At 72.1% G+C, this 17,386-nt stretch carries 19 protein-coding genes; all 19 read left to right on the plus strand.

Features of this window, described 5'->3' with window-relative positions:
- Positions 1–103 precede the first annotated feature (103 nt).
- The 19 genes from NBY69_RS31220 (at position 104) to NBY69_RS31310 (ending at position 17,345) form a co-directional block, all read left to right on the plus strand.
- Entirely contained in the window at positions 104–1,426 is a 1,323-nt protein-coding gene (locus NBY69_RS31220; protein ID WP_250305275.1) for an ATP-binding protein, read from the plus strand.
- Positions 1,419–1,850 (plus strand): roadblock/LC7 domain-containing protein, encoded by a 432-nt coding sequence (locus NBY69_RS31225; RefSeq protein WP_250305278.1) that lies wholly within the window; start codon positions 1,419–1,421, stop codon positions 1,848–1,850. The genes NBY69_RS31220 and NBY69_RS31225 overlap by 8 nt, the downstream gene beginning before the upstream one ends.
- 26 nt (positions 1,851–1,876) lie before the next feature.
- Positions 1,877–2,203 carry a DUF742 domain-containing protein gene (locus NBY69_RS31230; RefSeq protein WP_250305279.1) on the plus strand — a complete coding sequence of 109 codons (327 nt, stop codon included), beginning with the start codon at positions 1,877–1,879 and terminating at the stop codon, positions 2,201–2,203.
- Positions 2,184–2,783, plus strand: coding sequence for an ATP/GTP-binding protein (locus NBY69_RS31235; RefSeq protein ID WP_250305280.1), 600 nt, complete (start codon positions 2,184–2,186; stop codon positions 2,781–2,783). The genes NBY69_RS31230 and NBY69_RS31235 overlap by 20 nt, the downstream gene beginning before the upstream one ends.
- Complete coding sequence (locus NBY69_RS31240) at positions 2,780–4,024, plus strand: cytochrome P450 (protein WP_250305281.1); 1,245 nt, start codon at positions 2,780–2,782, stop codon at positions 4,022–4,024. The genes NBY69_RS31235 and NBY69_RS31240 overlap by 4 nt, the downstream gene beginning before the upstream one ends.
- Positions 4,021–5,256 carry a cytochrome P450 gene (locus tag NBY69_RS31245; RefSeq protein WP_250305282.1) on the plus strand — a complete coding sequence of 412 codons (1,236 nt, stop codon included), beginning with the start codon at positions 4,021–4,023 and terminating at the stop codon, positions 5,254–5,256. Before NBY69_RS31240 ends, NBY69_RS31245 begins: the two co-directional genes overlap by 4 nt.
- 93 nt (positions 5,257–5,349) lie before the next feature.
- Positions 5,350–5,853, plus strand: a complete 504-nt coding sequence (locus tag NBY69_RS31250; protein ID WP_250305283.1) for a helix-turn-helix transcriptional regulator — start codon at positions 5,350–5,352, stop codon at positions 5,851–5,853.
- On the plus strand, positions 5,853–6,434 hold the full coding sequence (locus NBY69_RS31255) for a hypothetical protein (protein ID WP_250305285.1): 582 nt from the start codon (positions 5,853–5,855) through the stop codon (positions 6,432–6,434). Before NBY69_RS31250 ends, NBY69_RS31255 begins: the two co-directional genes overlap by 1 nt.
- Positions 6,431–6,970, plus strand: a complete 540-nt coding sequence (locus NBY69_RS31260) for a hypothetical protein (RefSeq protein WP_250305286.1) — start codon at positions 6,431–6,433, stop codon at positions 6,968–6,970. The genes NBY69_RS31255 and NBY69_RS31260 overlap by 4 nt, the downstream gene beginning before the upstream one ends.
- A 33-nt stretch (positions 6,971–7,003) precedes the next feature.
- Positions 7,004–7,603, plus strand: a complete 600-nt coding sequence (locus NBY69_RS31265) for a DUF6624 domain-containing protein (RefSeq protein ID WP_250305287.1) — start codon at positions 7,004–7,006, stop codon at positions 7,601–7,603.
- The gene (locus NBY69_RS31270; protein WP_250305289.1) at positions 7,600–8,511 is read left to right on the plus strand and encodes a hypothetical protein; all 912 of its coding nucleotides are present in this window, start codon (positions 7,600–7,602) and stop codon (positions 8,509–8,511) included. Before NBY69_RS31265 ends, NBY69_RS31270 begins: the two co-directional genes overlap by 4 nt.
- The gene (locus NBY69_RS31275) at positions 8,508–9,443 is read left to right on the plus strand and encodes a GNAT family N-acetyltransferase (protein WP_250305290.1); all 936 of its coding nucleotides are present in this window, start codon (positions 8,508–8,510) and stop codon (positions 9,441–9,443) included. Before NBY69_RS31270 ends, NBY69_RS31275 begins: the two co-directional genes overlap by 4 nt.
- Before the next feature lie 50 nt (positions 9,444–9,493).
- Positions 9,494–11,002: an NAD(P)-dependent oxidoreductase gene (locus tag NBY69_RS31280; RefSeq protein WP_250305291.1), complete on the plus strand. Its 1,509-nt coding sequence runs from the start codon at positions 9,494–9,496 to the stop codon at positions 11,000–11,002.
- Positions 10,995–11,462 (plus strand): hypothetical protein, encoded by a 468-nt coding sequence (locus NBY69_RS31285; protein WP_250305292.1) that lies wholly within the window; start codon positions 10,995–10,997, stop codon positions 11,460–11,462. The genes NBY69_RS31280 and NBY69_RS31285 overlap by 8 nt, the downstream gene beginning before the upstream one ends.
- Positions 11,459–12,244: a class I SAM-dependent methyltransferase gene (locus NBY69_RS31290; protein ID WP_250305293.1), complete on the plus strand. Its 786-nt coding sequence runs from the start codon at positions 11,459–11,461 to the stop codon at positions 12,242–12,244. The genes NBY69_RS31285 and NBY69_RS31290 overlap by 4 nt, the downstream gene beginning before the upstream one ends.
- The gene (locus NBY69_RS31295; protein ID WP_250305295.1) at positions 12,241–14,199 is read left to right on the plus strand and encodes a phosphoribosyltransferase; all 1,959 of its coding nucleotides are present in this window, start codon (positions 12,241–12,243) and stop codon (positions 14,197–14,199) included. The genes NBY69_RS31290 and NBY69_RS31295 overlap by 4 nt, the downstream gene beginning before the upstream one ends.
- Positions 14,199–14,831, plus strand: coding sequence for an HAD family hydrolase (locus NBY69_RS31300; RefSeq protein ID WP_250305298.1), 633 nt, complete (start codon positions 14,199–14,201; stop codon positions 14,829–14,831). Before NBY69_RS31295 ends, NBY69_RS31300 begins: the two co-directional genes overlap by 1 nt.
- An 87-nt stretch (positions 14,832–14,918) precedes the next feature.
- Complete coding sequence (locus NBY69_RS31305; RefSeq protein WP_250305299.1) at positions 14,919–15,137, plus strand: hypothetical protein; 219 nt, start codon at positions 14,919–14,921, stop codon at positions 15,135–15,137.
- Positions 15,138–15,179: 42 nt separating this feature from the next.
- Positions 15,180–17,345 carry a radical SAM protein gene (locus NBY69_RS31310; protein ID WP_250305300.1) on the plus strand — a complete coding sequence of 722 codons (2,166 nt, stop codon included), beginning with the start codon at positions 15,180–15,182 and terminating at the stop codon, positions 17,343–17,345.
- Positions 17,346–17,386 lie beyond the last annotated feature (41 nt).

The raw sequence follows: 17,386 nt of genomic DNA on the forward strand, positions 1-17,386 counted from the left end.
GGCTCCGTCCCGGCCCGTTCACCGGCCGCGCGGCGGGACGGGAGCACCGCCTCTCCCCCATCGCTCTCCGCCCGCAGCCGACCCCTATGTGTCAGGAGTCCCCATGCTCGATCCTCAGGTAACCGCAGCCGTGCTCGGCGCCGGGTTCGCCGTCACGTCGGTGGGTCTCCTCGCGCAGACCCGCGCCAAGCGCGCTCTGGCCGCGCGCTGCACGCGGCTGGAGCAGCAGCACGAGGCTGACGGCACGCACATAGCCGCGCTCGAGGCCGAGGTGCGGCACTTCGCCGAGGCGGTGATGCCCGCTCTGGTGGATGTCCTGGCGCGCGGGTACCGCGGTGTGCCGGTCCCCGGGCTCCGCCAGGAGCAGCTGGCCGGCACCGTCGTCGACCACGCGCACCAGGCCGTGAGACGGCTGCTGCAGGAGGCTGTGACCGTCACCCGCGAGCACATCGGACGCGCGGCCAGGTCTTCGGTACGCGACATCATCGACGAGGCGCAGACCGGTCTGCACCGTTGTCAGCTGCGCGTGGTCGAGGAGATGGAGCATCACCCCGACGGTACGGCGTATCACCAGAGCCTGATGGCCTTCGATCACCTGGTCACCCAGTCCTTGCACACGCTGCAGCGCATGCGGATCTTGACCGGGTCGTGGCCGGGTCTACAGCGAGCGGACTGCACGGTTCGCGAGGTCGTGGAATCAGCCCGCGGGCGGATCAGCGACTACCTGCGGGTCAGCTACACCTACGAGCAGCGCACCGGGGAGACCTGGTTGGAGGGGCGGGTCGTCGAGCCGGTCACCGTCGCGCTCACGGAGCTGCTGTCCAACGCGGCCGCGTTCTCCGACGGCAAGGTGTTCGTCGAGGTGCAGGCGTTCCAAACGGGGTACTGCATCGTCGTCGACGACGGCGGCCTGAGCATGAACCACTTCCAGCGCGAGGAGGCGGCCAGGCAGCTGGGGCAGCGTGGAGTCCTGGACGTCACCACCGTGCAGGACACCGGCCAGCTCGGATTCGCGGTCATCGGCCGCCTCGCCGGCGAGTACGGATTCTCCGCGGACGTCACCAGTACCTCCCCGTACGGCGGTGTGCGGGCCGTACTGCGCATCCCTCAGGAGCTGTTCGGGCACGGCCCGACCGACGAGGAGATCGAGGCCGACCGCCAGGCGGCAGCGTCCCGTGCCGGGTACACGCCCCTCCCCCTGGGACCTGCTGCGGCCGCCGGAGCGGCAGACGCAACTTCCGGAGAGCCGACTTCTGGAGGTCTGCCTCAGCGGCGGCGGCGCTCGCCGGTTGCCCCTGCGCCGGCCCGGGACAGCGAGCCCGCGCCGACGGACGACCCCGATGCGTTCTCCGCCAGCCTCGCCCAGCTGGGGCGGACCATCCACCACACCGAGAACCCCCTTGAAGGAGACCAGCTTCATGACTGAGCAGCAGCAGCCGACCGCCGACACCCACGACATGACCTGGGTGCTCAACCGCCTCGCCGAGTCGAAGGGCGTCGAGCACGTGGCTCTGTTCACCAGCGACGGCCTGGTGCTGGCGCACTCCGAAGGGCTGCACCGCGACGTGGCCGACCGGACCGCCGCCAGCTCCTCCAGCCTGTTCTCGCTGGGCCGCGGCGTCGGCGAGTTCGCGCCGACGGCCGACGACACGACCCCGCGCAAGATCATCATCGACCTTCCCGGGGCGTGCGTCCTCGTCTTCGCCGCCGGCCACAACACCGTGATCGCCGTCTCGATCGGCGCGGAAATGACCGACGCCAAGGTCGCGGTCGCGTCCGCCGAGACGATCAAGGCCATCAAGGGCCTGGCCCCCGCGCTGTCCGCGCGCGCGAGGGCCCGGACCTCGTGACGCCCCGCGGCCGCCGGCGTGCCGGGATGGTGCGGCCCTACACCCCCACCGGGGGAAGGGCCGAACCAACCCGCCGCACTCTGGACGTGGCCACGCTGCTGATCGCCGATCCGAACAAGCCGCTGGCCGGGCTGGACGCTCACTCCCACCGCCTGATGCAGCACTGCCTGCCCGGCGTGCTGTCGCTGGCCGAGGTGAGCGCCGACCTGCAGCTGCCGGCGGCCGTAACGAAGGTCTTGGTCGCCTCCCTCGTCGACAGCGGCCACCTCGTCAGCCGCAGCCCCGTCCCCGCCGCTCAGCAGACCGACCGTCATCTGCTGGAGAGGATTCTCGATGCGCTTGAAAAGCTCTGAGGGCGACTACCTGGCCCCCGGGGTCGAGCAGTCCGTGAAGGTCGTCGTGCTCGGACCGTTCGCCGTCGGCAAGACCACCCTGGTCGGCGCCGTGTCCGAGATCCGTCCCGCCTCGACCGAAGAACGCCTGACGGAGGCCGGCAAGGCGGTCGACACCCTGCGCGGGCTGTCGGACAAGACCACCACCACCGTGGCGCTCGACTTCGGCCGGCTCACCCTGACCGACGACATCGTGCTCTACCTGTTCGGCGGCCCCGGCCAGCCCCGGTTCAGCTTCATGGTCGACGAGCTGATGCGGGGAGCGCTGGGCGGCGTGGTCCTGGTCGACACCGCGCGGATCACCGAGTCCTGGGACGCCATGGGGCGCATGGAGGAAGCCGGCCTGCCCTACGTGGTCGCCGTCAACACCTTCCACACCTCGCCCCGCTACGGCGAGACCGAACTGCGCCGCTCGCTGGACCTTGCCCCCTCCACGCCGCTGGTCGAGTGCGACGTCCGGCACAGGGAGTCGGCGAAGAAGCCGCTGATCGCGCTCATATCCCACCTGCTGTCCCGCCCCAGCCTGGAGCCCGTCTCATGACCACGCCGCCCCCGCTCTCCACCAGCGGCTGCCCCATGCTGCACGGCGACGCGTTCGCCGCCCAACCGAACGCCGTCTACGAGCAACTGCGCGCCCAGGGCCCGGCCGGATGGGCGGAGATCGCCCCCCGCGTGCATGCACTGGTCGTCACCAACCACCGGGCCGCCGTCACCCTCGTCAACGACACCAACACCTACTCCAAGGACTCGCGCCTGTGGGCCGACCTGGCAGCCGGCCACGTCCCCCAGGACAGCCCGGTGCTCGGCATGATGGCCTGGCGGCCCTCCGTCCTTTACACCGACGGCGACGACCACGCCCGCCTGCGCTGGGCCATGGACGACTGCATCGCCCGGATCAGCCCCCACTGGCTTCGGGACATCACTCGACGCAACGCACTGAAGCTGATCGCCCGGGTCATCACCCGCGGCCGGGCCGACCTGATGGCCGACTTCGCCGACATGGTGCCCATGCTCAACTTCGCCGAAATCCTCGGCTGCCCGCCCGAGATGACCGACCAGATGGTGCGCGCCTGCCAGGCCCTCATCAGCGCCGGCCCCGAAGCCGTCCAGGGCGCCGCGGACTTCGCCGGCCTGCTGTACGAACTCATCCAACTGCGCCGGACGCGGCCCGGCCAGGACCTCACCTCCTGGATGATCAACCACGCCGCAGCGCTCAGCGACGACGAGATCCTCAACCAGCTGTTCTGCGTCACCGGCGCCGGCCTCATCCCCACGGCCGCCGCCACCGCCTGGACCCTGCACCTGCTGCTGCGGGACGACGAATACGCCGGCAGCCTCGCCTCCGGCACGCTCACCGTGCGCCGGGCTCTGGACAAGGCGCTGTGGGAGCGCGCCCCCATGGCGAACTTCTCCGTCCACTTCGCCCGCCATGACACCTATCTCCACGGCGTTCACGTACCGGGCGGTGTCCCGGTCCTGATCTCCCACGCCGCCGCGAACACCGACCCCTCACTGCCGAGCGGCCGCAGTTACGACAGCCAGGCTCACCTCGCCTGGTCGGCCGGGCCGCATCGCTGCCCCGCGATCTCCCAGGCCACCACGATCGTGCAGACCGCCGTCGAGACGATCCTCGACCAGCTGTGGGACATGACGCTGACCGACGAGAGCGCCGAACCCCTCTTGCGGCACGGTCCCTTCCACCAGTGCCCGCAGACGATGCCCGTCACCTTCCGTCCCAAGTCCGCCGACCGCATTCCCGCCTTCGCAGGAGGAACCTCGTGACCAGCAGCACCTCTCCCACCGCGACCGTCACCCTCGACAGCAGCGGCGGCCGCGCACTGTTCGCCCAAGCCGATACCCTCCGCGCCGCCGGGCCCGCCGTCCGCGTCCGCCTGCCCGGCGACGTCACCGCCTGGGCCGTCACGCGCGGCGCCGTCGCCAAGGTGCTCCTCACCCACGACGACGTCTCCAAGGACGCCCGCAAGTCCTGGCCGTCCCACACCCCCGGATCCATACCGTGGCTGTACCCGTGGGTGGACGTGGTGTCGATGTTCACCTCCGACGGCGGTGATCACCAGCGTCTGCGCCGGCTGGTCGACCGCGCGTTCACGCCCGCCCGCATCGAGGCGATGCGCCCCGCCATCCACGCGATCGTCACCGACGTCCTCGACCAGCTGGAGACGCTCGCCGCCACCGGTCCCGTCGACCTGCGCGCGCACTTCTCCTATCCCATCCCGACCCGGGTGATCTGCGACCTCTTCGGCGTGCCCGCCGAGCAGCGGCCCGAGATGCTCCGCGTGATCGACTCCGTGCTCGCCACGGACGTCGCCCCCCAGGAAGCCGAGGCCATCAAGCGCGATCTCGGCCGGGCCATGCAGGCCCTGATCGACACCAAGCGCAGCCACCCGGGCGAGGACATGACCAGCCTGCTGCTGGCCACCCACGAAGAGGACGGCGACCGCCTCAGCCACACCGAGCTCGTCTCCACCCTCATCCTGATGATCGGCGCCGGCAGCGAGACCGCCGTCGCCCTCATCAACGCCCTCGTCCGTGAACTCCTCGCCCACCCCGACCAGCTCGCCACTGTGCTCGCCGACCCGGCGCGCTGGAGCGACGCCATCGACGAAGCCCTCCGCCTGCACCCACCAATCATGTACATGCCACTGCGATACGCCACGGCGGACATCGACCTGGGCGACGACGTCGTCATCCGTCAGGGAGACGCGATCATCATCGGCTTCGGCGCCCACGGCCGTGACCCGGACATCCACCAGAACCCCGAAGCCTTCCGCATCGACCGGGACGACAAGCAGCACCTGGCCTTCGGCTACGGCATCCACTACTGCCTGGGCGCCCGCCTCGCCAAGCTCGAAGCCGAAGAGGCCCTCCCCGCCCTGTTCCAGCGCTTCCCCCAGCTCGCCCTGACCGGCGACGTCAACGACCTCGAGCCGCAGCGGTCCTTCATCGGCACCGACGTCACCGCGCTCCCCGTCGCACTGCACCCCACGCCGTAACCGCACCCGAGCGCGGGCCAGGGCAGCCCCTGGTCCCCGGGCCCGCGCCGACCGCCTTCCGCCACCCCCTCCTTCCTCGACCCAGGACCGACGATGCCCACCACCGATACCCCGCCCACCGTCCTCACCCCGGACCAGCACCGCGTCGCCGCACGACTCGTCTACGGCGCCTCCAACCAGCTGATCGCCCGCCAGGAGCACCTGGCCGTGTTCACAGTGGCCAGCCACCTCGCTGCGGTCCGGCGGAAGTTCAACCGCCCGGGCTCCTCGCGCGCTGTCCTCACCCACGCCCTGCTCACCGCCCGGGAAGTGCAGCCGCCCGCCACCACCGGGCCGACCCCGGAGTTCACCGCGCGCGACCGGCAGGTCATCCGGGCCGTCGCCGAGCACAACCTCAACCCTGCCATCGGCGACGCGATCGGGGTGCGGGCCGATGACGTGCGGGCGGAGATCGACGCGGTCACCGTCAAGGCGGGCGCCCAAAACGCGGTCCACCTCGTCGGTCTGGGCCACGCCTGGGGAATCTTCGGGGAATCCGCACCGGCCAGCGCCCTCAGCCAGCCCGCGCTCGCCGCGTCCACGGCGGGAGCGGCGTGATGGGCGACGCCGGCACACCCGTGTACGCAATGCTTCCGGTCCGCACCGGCGCGGCGAGAGCCGAGGCCGCAGCGCTCGCCCAGGTGGCCACCCACATGCTCGCTGACCAGGGCATCGACCATCCTGCTGATCAGCTGGTTACCCTCATCCGGTCGCAGGCCACCGTCACCGGTCTCTACGACGACGGCGAGCTCGCCGGATGTCTCGTCGTGCACCCCGGCGAGGACCTGCCGCACTGGAGCCACGACTGCCCCGGCCCTGGCATCTCGGTGTCCATGGTCCCGCCGGTGCCGGGACACGACGACCAGGCGGCACGACTGCTGACGCTGTGGCTAGCCGACCACGCGGCACAGCACGGACTGGAGTGGATTTGGTGGGAGATCCCGGCCACCCACCAGCCGCGGGCGGCGCTGCTGGCCTTGCTGCGTGACCTCGGATGGGAAGACCTGCCTGCTGTCCGCCGCGCCGACGGCGAGCGTGTCACACCCCTGCGACTGCGGACCGAGCTGCGCCCCGCGCCCACCGTGGCGATCTCCGCTTCCGCAGACGCACTCCCCTTACCGACGGTGAGCGCCCGATGAGCACACATGCACCCACCCTGTCTGCCGCCGCCGACCCGCCGTCGCGCCTGCGGCCGCCCGACGACGTCCGGACCCTCACGCCTCGGGCCCGCGGCCAGCGCCCCGCACCCGCGCCTCCGTGGCGCCCCGCAGGAGCACAGGCTCTCGCCCAGCAGAGGGCCGCCATCAACCAGGCCGCACTGCGCCACGCCGACGGGCCGCCGCACGTGGTCCTGTACGCCCTCACCCGTGCAGACCGGGACCCGCACGACGACCTCGCCGCCGACCAGGGACACGCCGCCCGGCACTCCTTCACCGTCGCCGACCGGATCGTCGACACGCTCGACGGCCACGGGGACGGCGACGACCCCACCCTGCGGCGCGGCTACGCCCGCGCGCTGCGCCTCCTCGCCGACCCTGACTCGCCCGTACGCGGCCTCGTAGCCATCAGTAGGACTTCGGTATCCCCCATCGACCAGATCTACGAGACGCAGCTGCACTGGATCGCCGCTCGCTCGGGCGGGCTGTGGCTGGTGCGCGCCGAGACCGAAATCTGACAGCCGGACCGATCGAGAGGCAGGCACATCACGATGACTACGCCCGGGAGCCCACCCAACTGGGGCGCCATCGGCCGCGATCTGATCGCGCGGGCAGACACCGCCAGGGAGTCGTGGCGGACGCCCGCCCACCGCCGGGCCGCCGCGCCTGCGGAGGTGTTCGCGGCGGCCCGGAAGGCCGACGCCGACAACGCCCTCTTCTTGGCGGACATCGTCACCCAGCACGGCTGGCCGGGACGGTCCCGGATCGGCGAGGAAGGATGCCGGGCCGCGGTGGCCATCGCCGTCCACGCCGACCAGGACCGTCAGCTTCAGAGCCGGTTCCTTGCGGCCTTGCGCGAGGCGGCGCAGCAGGGTGAGGCGACGCCCGCCCAGTGGGCCCATGTGCACGACCGCGTGCTCATCAACACCGGTCAGCCGCAGTTGTACGGCACGCAGTACGTCTACCGGCCGGCCGGACCGGGCGGGCTTCTGGAGCTGCTGCCGGTCGCCGAGCCGGACGCGCTCGACCGCCGCCGCGCCCAGGTCGGCCTTCCCGTTCACAGCGAGCAGGCCCGGCTTCTGCGCCGGCGGCATCTCGCCTCCTTATCCACCACCCCGGTCGTCCGGCTCGTAGAGAGGCCCGCGGCATGAAGACGATCACCGTCGTGAACTGGAACCTGGAGAAGAGCATCAACCTTCGCTCCGGTGCCCGCTGGGTCCGCGAGCAGCGCCCCGACCTGTTCTTCCAGCAGGAGGTCCAGCCGGACCAGCTCGCCGAGCTGGAGGAACTGCTCGACATGGACGGCCACATCGCCGTTCCCAGGCCGGGCAGCTCCAACGACAACGCGATCTTCGTGCGCCGTGGTGGGCCGCTGGTGTGCACCGAGGAGTACCCGCAGGCATGGGCGCCCTGGCACGCGCCGGCGAACATCGCCGTCCGGCTCCGCGGCGCCGACGGCACCCTCAGCCCCCGCCAGATCAGCTGCGTCAGCATGCACACCTGCTACTGGTCCCCCGAGCACCGGCTGACCGAGGCTCGCTGGTGCACCACTCTCGCCAAGCCCGGCTGGCTGGCCATGTGCTTCGGCGACTGGAACAGCTACCGCGTCGGCACCGAGCACGCCTGGGATCCGTATGCGGACCGGGCCTTCGTCGCCAACCGGACCTACGAGGAAGCCGGCCGCCGTCACACCGACGTCCGGCCCGACCGCGAGCTCTTGGCGGCCGGCTACATCGAGATCGCCCGTCACGCCGCCGAGCACCTCGGCCGGCCCGACGCCATGAACGCGACGGCCGGCTACCGCGACCACCCCGGCCGCCCCAGCGGCCCCGGGTACTGCATCGACCGCGGCTACCTGAGTGCCGAACTCGCGGCCGCCCTGGTGGACTTCTCGGTCTGCGACACCCCGGACCTGCGTCGGATGTCCGACCATCTCCCCCTGATGACCGCCTTCGACGCCGCCGAGCTGCGAACGATCTTGCACCGGAAGGCCGAGGTGTACGTGCCGGACGGCCAGAGCCTCGCCAATGCGGACGGGCAAGGAGGAGAGTGCGCATGACCGACAGCAGACTCACCGAGCCCAGGTCCGGCGACGGTCAGGGTGTCGCCCCCACGCCCTGGCCGACCGGCGCGGATGCTGGGATCGACTTCATCGCCGGCCTGCACGCCAGCGTGTGCGAAGAGCTCGCCGGCGTTGCCCAGCGGTGCATCGCAGGGTACAGCGACGACCGGCCGGTCAGTGCCTCCCTGGTGCGCTCGCGGCTGACGAACGCGCTGACCGGGGCGCCGCCGGTGCTCGCCGTGGCCCGGGACGGGCGGGAGGTCCTCGGCTGGTGTGCCGTCCGCCGTCCGGAGCCCGGGGAGCAGAGGGCGCGGCTGTGGGGTCCGGTCGTGGATCCGTCGGCGCGCCGGGCGGGTCTAGGCCGCAAGCTGCTGCAGACGGTGGTGGAGGCGGTGGAGTGGCCGCTGGTGACCACGGACGTGCCCGTCGACCGGGACGGCGCGACCGACTTCTTCGCCCATTCTGGGTGGGAGGTGCTGGACACCATCACGGTGCTGCACGGCGCCCCCGCCGACGGCCTGCTCGGTGCCGTCACCGGCGCCGAGATCGCAGAGCCGGAAGCGTACGTCGCTGCGGCCGCCCGCCGGTTCGCCGGACTGGAGGCGTCGTTCGCCGCCTCGACGTGGCCGCGGTGGCGGGACGACACGCGCTTCCATCCGGAGACGTTGCTCCTGGACCCGCCGACCGGGTCCCTGCTGCTGGCCCTGGCCCAGAAGAACGCCACGAGCAGTGAGCTGCTGCTGGCTGAGGTGTGGGCTGCTGACGAGGAGGTCCGCAGGCGGCTGATCGCCGAGGCGCACATCCTGGCCGGCGCCCGGCAGGTGGCGACCGTGCGCGCGGTAACCCGGCTGGACCCGGCCAGCTTCGTCGCCTGCGGCATGGGCGTTACCGGCCGCTGCCACACCTTCACCCTTCCCGGCGAGCGCTAAGCCCCGAGCCTCCGTTGAACCATCACCCCTTTTCCGACAGGAGGGCATCGATGCCCGCATCCGTGAAACCGCCGCTCGTCCACGCGGTCGACGTCATCGCCACACCGGACGAGGCCAGCCATCTGGCAGGCTCCCTCGCCGCCCGGCTCGCCGTCAGCCCGGACGTGCAGAGCATGGACTGGGACGAGGCGACGGCGTCGTGGCGGTGCGTGCTCGTCGACGGCGGCCGCGGCCGGCTGACGCTGGCCGCCCCCGCGGACCCGGCCGCGGCGGCCGCGAACACCCACCGGCTCGTCGCGACGTTCGAACAGGGCAGCCCGGCCGCGGCCGAGGCGTTCTTCGCCGCAGCTCGGCATCTGCCGTTCACCGACACCGAGGTCGCCGCAGCCGTGGCCGAGCTGCCGCTGACGAGTCGGCTTGCCGACCGGTGGCCGGACAAGCCGCTGGCCGGCACCGGGGTGCTGCTGACGATCCACCACATGCGGGACTTCCTCGTCCTGGTCGACAGCCTCCTCGCCCTCGGCGTGGACCCGGCCCACATGACCGTGATCGACAAGGAGTACCCCTACGCGCACACCCACCGCGTGGACGCGCACCTGGTACAGCGGCACGGCATCGCGGTGTGGCGCTACCGGGACCTGCGTGAGGGGATCGAGGACCACATCGAACGGGTCGCCGCCGCGGGCAAGCGAAGCGTGGTCATGGACGACGGCGGCTACGTCATGCCCACCGTCCTTCGCGAACTGCCGGAACAGGCAGGTCACTTCACAGGGCTGGTGGAACAGACCACCTCCGGCATCCGCAAGGTGGAGGAGCTCGACCTGCCGCTGCCGCTGTTCAGCGTCGCCGAGAGCGACATGAAGGGCATGATCGAGTCGTACGGCATCGCGGATGCGGCCGTCCGCAATACGCTGCGGCTGCTGCCGGACGAGAAGCTCGAAGGCCAGGCCGCGCTCGTGCTCGGCTTCGGCCGGATCGGGCACGAGGTCGCCCGCGTCCTGGAGAACCGGCGCATGCGGGTCGCGGTGTTCGACTCCGACATCACCCGCCTGGTCGCCGCGCACGAGGAAGGGTTCCTCACCGGCCGGTCGCTGGACCAACTGGTGCGCACGCACCGGCCACGGCTGGTCTTCGGCTGCGTCGGCAGCCGCAGCTTCGGCGCGCGCGAGGCCCGGCTCCTGCCTGACCGGTCGTTCCTGGTCAGCACCACCAGCAGGAACTTCGAATTCGACCTCGACGAACTGCGCAAGGGCAGCACCCAGGTCACCGACCGGGGCGTGCTCGGCACCGGCTACCAGCTCGCCGGCGACAGCCCTGAGATCGTCGTCCTCGGGCACGGCATGCCGATCAACTTCCACTACGCCGAGTCCCTGTCCAACCGGTACGTCGACCTGGTCCTGGCCGGGCTCGCGGTCGGTGCGGTGGCCCTGGCCCGCGCCGATGCACGGCTGCGGCCCGGACACAACGTTGCGGCGACCAACCTGATCCTCGCCGAGGCCGGCATCGTCGACGACTACTACCGCCTCTACGGCCCGGCTGTCGGCGGCGGACGTGGCTGAGCGGATCTTCACCCTCGACGACCTCACGGGCACCCGTTCGGTGTGCGGCTGCCTGGGGTGCAACCTCGGCGCCGTGTTCGCCGACCACCTGACCGCCCTGCGCACCGACTACCCCGGCATCGTCACCACGCTCGGCCACCGCGGCGCCTCGCCCGGGACGACCGCGGTGCCGCACTTCCTCGCCGTACGCCTGGGCGACGGGCTCGCGGACGTCGTGGTGTGGGAGGAGATGCGCCCTCAGCAGCTGGCGGCCTGGCTGCCTGCCGCCGACGCCCGGGCCCGGGTGCCGGGACTGGCGGCCCGGATCCCGAGCCTGGTCCGTATCCGCCAGGCGCTGCGCGCCGGCACCTTCACCCCCTCCGGAGCAGCCGGAGAAGCCTTGTCCACCGGCGCCCGTTACCCCTCGTTCCGCTATCTCGTCGAACACTGGCCCACCCTCAAGAAGGAGTTCACCCCATGACCACAACGCCCTCCTCCGACTTCGCGACCGTCGGTACCGGCTACGCCGCGTACTCCAGCGGCGGCCGCGGCCGGCTGCGCCACGACATCACCGCGCGCCGGGTCCTCGCCGAGCTCGGCGAGCGCCCCGCCCGCGTGCTGGACGTCGGCTGCGGCGACGGGGAGATGGTGCTGCGCCTCGCGGCCGCCGGACACCACGTGACCGGCGTGGAGAAGTCGTCCGGCATGCTCACCTCCGCGGCCGACCGGGTCGCCGCCGACCCGGAGATCGCCGAGCGGGTGACGCTGACCGTGGGCGACATCTACAACCTGCCGTTCGAGGACGGCGCGTTCGACGCGGTGGTCTGCCACGGCGTCGTGATGTACCTGCCCGACTCCGTTGCCCCGCTCGCCCACCTCGCCCGTCTCGTCGCCCCCGGCGGCGTCCTCAGCGTGCTGACGAAGAACCAGCTGGCCGTGGGCGTGCGCGAGGCCCTGTCCGGCAACTACGCATCGGCCCGTGCGCAGATCGAGAGCGGGCAGGCCGCCAGCGTGGGCAACCTCGGCATCACCACCCGGGGCGACGCGCCCGAACACCTGGACGACCTCGCCCGCGCGAACGGGCTCACGCCGCTGCCGTGGCAGGGCGTGCGGATCTTCCACGACCACCGCAACGACTGGAAGCCCACCGAGACCGAGTACCAGGAGGCGCTCGAGACGGAGTGGGCGGCCTCCAGCCGCAGCCCGTACCGGGAGCTGGGCCGCCTGGTGCACGCCGTGGCCCGCCGCGAGGCCACTGCATGAACACGCCATCGGCCATCGCACCGCTGACGATCGGCCACCTCGCCCGGGACCTCGCGTCCCGGGCGGGGCAGCCCATGCCGGCCCTGCGCTGTTACGAGTCGCTGGCCGCCCTGTGGATCCGCTCTTGCGACACCGGCCTGCCGGGAGCGGGGGCCTTGCGGGACATGACCCTGCGCGCGGGCCGACGGCTCGCGGCTGGCGAGGACACCCTCATCGCGCCCGAGGTCGACCGCATCCCCAACCGGCTGGCGAGGGACGATTCGTTCGTGCGTCTGCCGGCGTCCCTGGCCGTCCAGGGAGTGGAGTGGCAGGACGCGGTCCGGCTGGCCCGGACGTGGCTGGAGGGCCGGGACTGGTCCGGCCCGGTCGTCGTGGCGGGTGTGCGGACCGGCGGGGCGTACCTGGCGCCGCTGGTCGCCGCCGGCCTGGAGGCCGCGGGCGTGGATGTGCGGGTGGCTAGCGTGCGGGCCGGTGAGAGGCCCGAGGTCGGCGATCGGCGGGTGCTGCTGGTGGACGACCCGCCGCTGACTGGCCGGACGCTGCTGGCTCTCGCCCGAGAGGTCCCGGGAGCGGCAGGGGCCGAGGTGCTGGTGCCGGTCTTCGATGCCACGGACGTGGAGGGACTGCGCCAGGCGGGGATTACGGTCACCGTGCTGCCGCGCGATCAGTGGCAGTCCACCCGCCGTCTGGAGCCTGCTGCCCTTTCCGCCTACCTGACGGCCGAAGCCGACTGGCCGAGCGCGGAGGGGGCGCCGGTTGTGGACGGCCTCGTGCCCGGGCGGGAGAACTCCGCCCTGATCCCGTGGCCGGGTGTCCGGCGCCGCTCGCCGGCCCGGGCCGCCATCCGGCTGCGCACCTCCGGCGGCATCCGGCACGCGGTCGCCGGGTGGGTGCCGCCGGGGATCTTCGGCGACGCGGCCCGCGCCGCGGCCACCGCACTGCGCAGTCCCCTTCCTCCGGCCACCCTCGCCGTGGCCCCCTCGCTCGTGGTCACCGAGGACCTCGTCCCCACGGCCGCACTGGGCCCGGAGCCGGCACCGCACCTGCTGGAAGAGGCGGTGGACTACGTCCTCGCCCGCGCCCAGCAGCTCACGGTGGAGCCCGCCCGGCCCGGCAGGCCGATCCCCACGGTCGTGCGCACGGTGGCCCAGGCCCTGACCGGAGCGGACGAGGAAGCCTCCGCCGTGCTGCTGCACCGTCTGCTGTCCGGCCTCGCCTCAGCGCTGCCCGACAACCGGTGCGAGGCGGAGAAGTGGTTCCTCGACCACGGCGGACGCCTACGCAAGACCGGCCACCTCGCCCACCCCTACCGCCGCGACAACGAGCTGCTCACCCCGCTCCTCGACCTGGCGGCTCTCGCCGTCGCGTTCGGCGGCGGCCTGGAAGCCGTCACCCAGAGTCTCGCCCGGCGCCTGCCCGGTGGCCACCAGTTCTGGTACTCGACGCTCGCGGTCGCACTGCTGTGCTACGGCACGGCCCGCGGCGGCCAGCTCCCGCGCACCTACAACGCCCAGCGCGCGACCGAGACCGCCGTGGAGGCGTACCGGCTTCAACGCGGCATGTCCCAGGCGGCCGCCGTCGTCCAGCACATGCTGACCGACACGGTGGCCGGCAGTGAGGCGGCCGCCCCGGGTGTCGTCCACCGGTGGGCGCAGCAGCCCGGCGCGCTGGTGGAGCCGACACTGCCCTTCGGCGGAACCCCCGCCGCCGAACTCGACCCCGGCCCGACGGGCGAGGAAACGGAGTTGACGCTGAAAGCCGTCATGCAGTGGACCGAAGGCGGCATCTTCCACCCGGTCCGGGAGGGGAACACGCTGCTGCTCGCCCCGCTGGGCGCACCGTCGACCTGGCCCCGCGCCGGGGAGGCACTGGTGGAGCTTGCCCGGCTGCTGCCCCGCCCCGGGCTGCTGGGCTGGTGCGGCGTGCCCGTCGTATCCCTGAGCGGGGTGTGCTGATGCTGGCCTTCGACTTCGACGGAGTCCTGCACGACTCCCGCGCCCGGGCCTGGCGCTGCTACCAGGACGCCCGACAGGAGATGGAGCTGGACAAGCTGCCCGACCTGGCCGGCCCGGACGACCTGCCCGTCGTCTACCAGGGCGTGCTGAGCGCCTCGCTGACCCGCTGGATCGACTTCGAGACCGCCGAGCGGTTCTGGAAGCGGCACGCCGAGCTGACCGCCCGGTCCGCCGCCGACGAGCCGCACGGCGTCATCGGGGAGATGGTCGGCCCGCTGGCCGAACTGGCCGCCGGGCCCGGGTACGCCGTGGTCACCGGAAGCCACCACACCACCGTCCACGGCCTGCTCGCCCGTGACCTTCCCGCCGAGTCGATGCCCCGAATACTGCTCTCCCGCGACGAGCCGGGCAGCAAGACCGACAAGCTCCGTCTCCTGCGCACCAGGCACAGAGCCACCGCGTACGTCGGCGACACCGGCAGCGATGTCCTCCACGCCCACGCCGCCGGCCTGACGGCGATCGCCGTCGCCTACGGCTACGCGAGCCGCGAGGACCTCGCCGCCGCCGCACCGGACCGGATCCTGACCACCCCAGGCGACCTGGCTGCCTACTGCCAGGCCCGCACCACCTGACCCGTACACCCCAAAGCGCCCGCCCACCCCCTGGGGATCTCCTGATGCCCCGGGGGCTGCTGGGCCCTGCCCTGAAGGACCTTGCCCATGGCCGTCACAACCACCGCGGTGTTCAACCGCCCGGCCTGCCCAGTCACCACGACGCCATCCGGCAGCCACCCGCTGACCAACGCGGTCGGCTCCACCCTCGCGCCCGGCGGCTTCGCCGTGGGCTGCTGCCCGGTACGGCGCCGCAACGACAAGCACGCGCCGGAACGCCAGCCCCTCCGGTCCGCCGCGACAAGCAGCCCCCCGACCTGGAGCTGAGCACACCGGCCCACGATCCGCACTCTCTGAAGGGCACTCCTGATGAACAACTCCCCGGTCCGGGAAAAGGCCGTACGGCTGGCCACCGCCCTGGAGCACGCCTTCCCGTCGGCGCCGCCGATTGACCCCGGCGACAGCCAGGAGATCGGTGCTCTGGAGCTCCTGCTCCTGACCCCCAACGACCTTCGCACCTTCATCGAGGACCGCTACGCCGAGCACGCCCTGCGGGTCCGCGTCACCGGCACCCTCGACCGCCGGCTGGTGCTCCTGGAGACCGGAGGCGGCTGGTGGACCCTGGCCGACCTGTCCGGCCAGCCGCACTCCGACAGGGCCTGGCCCGAGTGGACCAGCTCCCGGCTCCTGATCGACCAGCCGGACTCCTGGCTCTCGGCCGCCGTGCTCGACGAAAGCGCGGTGGAACGCCTCAGCAAGCCCGACGTGCTGCTCGCGGCGCTCTACCACCCCGAGAACTTCCCCCTGCCCCGCTTCCCGCTCGGCATCAGCGACGTGGCCCGAGCCGCGCGTGCCACCATGACCGGCACCGTCACCCTGCTCGACATGCAGCTGGGCACCACCCTGGAGGACCTCCTCAAGCAGGTCACCACCGCGCCCCCAGACATCCTCGGCATCAGCGCCACCTTCGGCCAGCACGACCTCCTCGAAGAAGTCCTCGACGCGGCCTACGCGTTACCCGAGCCGCCTCTGGTGATCGCCGGGGGCAGTCTGGTGGCCCGCAACGAAGGCCTGCTCCTGGCGAAGTACCCCAAGCTCCTCATCGCACGGTCGGCCGGCGAGCCCACCATGCAGGGCCTCCTGGCCTACTGGCACGGCGAGATCCCCCTCACCGACATACCCGGGCTCGGCTACAACGGCGCCCCCCGCGGAGGCGGAATCGGCATCGCCGCCCGCCGGACGGCCAAGCTCCGCGCCGCCGTCGCCGCCGCCGACATCCTGCCCGAGCTCGACCTCCTCCGCCTCACCCTCCAGATGCACGGGGTGGCCCAGCTGGAGATGAGCCGGGGCTGCACCAACACCTGCAGCTTCTGCCCGCGGGGGCACAAGGGCATCTGGAACGGCCCCGACCCGCTGGCCGGCTGCTGGATCCTGGCCTGGATCCGCCGCGTCTTCGACGAGTTCCCCCAGGTCTCCCGGACCGCGTACCTGGTCGACGAGGAGATCATCGGCCGCGGCGAACAGGTCGTGCCCCGCATCCTGGCCCTGGCCGCCGCGTTCCACCGGGCGGGCTTCCGCTGGGAGTCGAGCTGCCGCATCGACCAGGTCACCCACCCCGACATGGACGAGACCTGGCACATCGAGCGGGTCGCCATGTGGCGCACCCTGATGGACCTGGGGCTGCGCCGGATGCTCTTCGGCGTGGAGTCGGGCGTGGACTCCATCCTGGACCGGTTCAACAAGGAGAACACCGCCGAGCAGAACGCGGTCGCGATCCGCACCCTGTCCGCGCTGGACGTGCCCACCCGCTACACCTACATCACCTTCGACCCGCTGATGACGCTGGAGGAGCTGAAGGAGACGCACGCCTTCCAGGGCCGCACCGATCTGCTGCTGCGGCCGCAGCCCGGACTACCGGCTGCCGACATCGTGCGCGGAGTCCGCGACGAGGCATGGGTCGCCGAGCACACCACCGGCCGGGCCCTGCACACCGGGATCAGCTACATGCTCGTCAGCATGGAGTCCCTCATCGGCGCCGCCTACACCCGGATGGCCGCCGCCGAGGGCCTCACCGGAGCGGAAGAGCCGCTGATGGGCCGGGTCGCCTGCCGGTACCTGGACTGGCGCATCGGCGTGGCCAGCAACTGGGCCCAGCGCTGGGTGGACCGCCACTTCTCCCTCGACTACACCTTCAAGAGCCTGGAGAAGGTCCTCGACGACGCACCGCGGCATGCCGTCCGGCAGGCCCGCGTCGTGCTGAAGGACGCCGCCTACCAGGTCCTGGGCGACCTGATCGCCGCGATCGAGCAGCACGATTTGGAGCAACCGGAGCAGGAACAGGTGCTCGCCTCGCGGATCGAGGCGGCGCTGGAGGCGCGGGCCGGGAGTCTGCGCGGGCTGATGGCGTCCACGGTGCGCGAGGTCACGACCTACCTCACCGGAGAGCACGCGGCCACGCTGGCCCGGGTGTACAGCCGGTGGGAGGCGGCGGCCGGCTGGGAGCTGATCAACGCAGGGGACTCGTGCGCGGACTGAGCCGGCGCCGCGCCTGGGTGCCCCGCCGCGCTGCCGCGGGC

It is taken from the genome of Streptomyces sp. A 4/2, from assembly GCF_940670765.1.
In the GTDB taxonomy this organism is placed as follows: Bacteria; Actinomycetota; Actinomycetes; order Streptomycetales; family Streptomycetaceae; genus Streptomyces.

Excerpts from the sequence above, each read along its gene's own strand:
- NBY69_RS31220 (WP_250305275.1), top strand. The coding sequence starts at position 104 with ATGCTCGATCCTCAGGTAACCGCAGCCGTGCTCGGCGCCGGGTTCGCC.
- NBY69_RS31225 (WP_250305278.1), top strand. The coding sequence starts at position 1,419 with ATGACTGAGCAGCAGCAGCCGACCGCCGACACCCACGACATGACCTGG.
- NBY69_RS31230 (WP_250305279.1), top strand. The coding sequence starts at position 1,877 with ATGGTGCGGCCCTACACCCCCACCGGGGGAAGGGCCGAACCAACCCGC.
- NBY69_RS31235 (WP_250305280.1), top strand. The coding sequence starts at position 2,184 with ATGCGCTTGAAAAGCTCTGAGGGCGACTACCTGGCCCCCGGGGTCGAG.
- NBY69_RS31240 (WP_250305281.1), top strand. The coding sequence starts at position 2,780 with ATGACCACGCCGCCCCCGCTCTCCACCAGCGGCTGCCCCATGCTGCAC.
- NBY69_RS31250 (WP_250305283.1), top strand. The coding sequence starts at position 5,350 with ATGCCCACCACCGATACCCCGCCCACCGTCCTCACCCCGGACCAGCAC.
- NBY69_RS31255 (WP_250305285.1), top strand. The coding sequence starts at position 5,853 with ATGGGCGACGCCGGCACACCCGTGTACGCAATGCTTCCGGTCCGCACC.
- NBY69_RS31260 (WP_250305286.1), top strand. The coding sequence starts at position 6,431 with ATGAGCACACATGCACCCACCCTGTCTGCCGCCGCCGACCCGCCGTCG.
- NBY69_RS31265 (WP_250305287.1), top strand. The coding sequence starts at position 7,004 with ATGACTACGCCCGGGAGCCCACCCAACTGGGGCGCCATCGGCCGCGAT.
- NBY69_RS31270 (WP_250305289.1), top strand. The coding sequence starts at position 7,600 with ATGAAGACGATCACCGTCGTGAACTGGAACCTGGAGAAGAGCATCAAC.
- NBY69_RS31275 (WP_250305290.1), top strand. The coding sequence starts at position 8,508 with ATGACCGACAGCAGACTCACCGAGCCCAGGTCCGGCGACGGTCAGGGT.
- NBY69_RS31280 (WP_250305291.1), top strand. The coding sequence starts at position 9,494 with ATGCCCGCATCCGTGAAACCGCCGCTCGTCCACGCGGTCGACGTCATC.
- NBY69_RS31290 (WP_250305293.1), top strand. The coding sequence starts at position 11,459 with ATGACCACAACGCCCTCCTCCGACTTCGCGACCGTCGGTACCGGCTAC.
- NBY69_RS31295 (WP_250305295.1), top strand. The coding sequence starts at position 12,241 with ATGAACACGCCATCGGCCATCGCACCGCTGACGATCGGCCACCTCGCC.
- NBY69_RS31300 (WP_250305298.1), top strand. The coding sequence starts at position 14,199 with ATGCTGGCCTTCGACTTCGACGGAGTCCTGCACGACTCCCGCGCCCGG.
- NBY69_RS31305 (WP_250305299.1), top strand. The coding sequence starts at position 14,919 with ATGGCCGTCACAACCACCGCGGTGTTCAACCGCCCGGCCTGCCCAGTC.
- NBY69_RS31310 (WP_250305300.1), top strand. The coding sequence starts at position 15,180 with ATGAACAACTCCCCGGTCCGGGAAAAGGCCGTACGGCTGGCCACCGCC.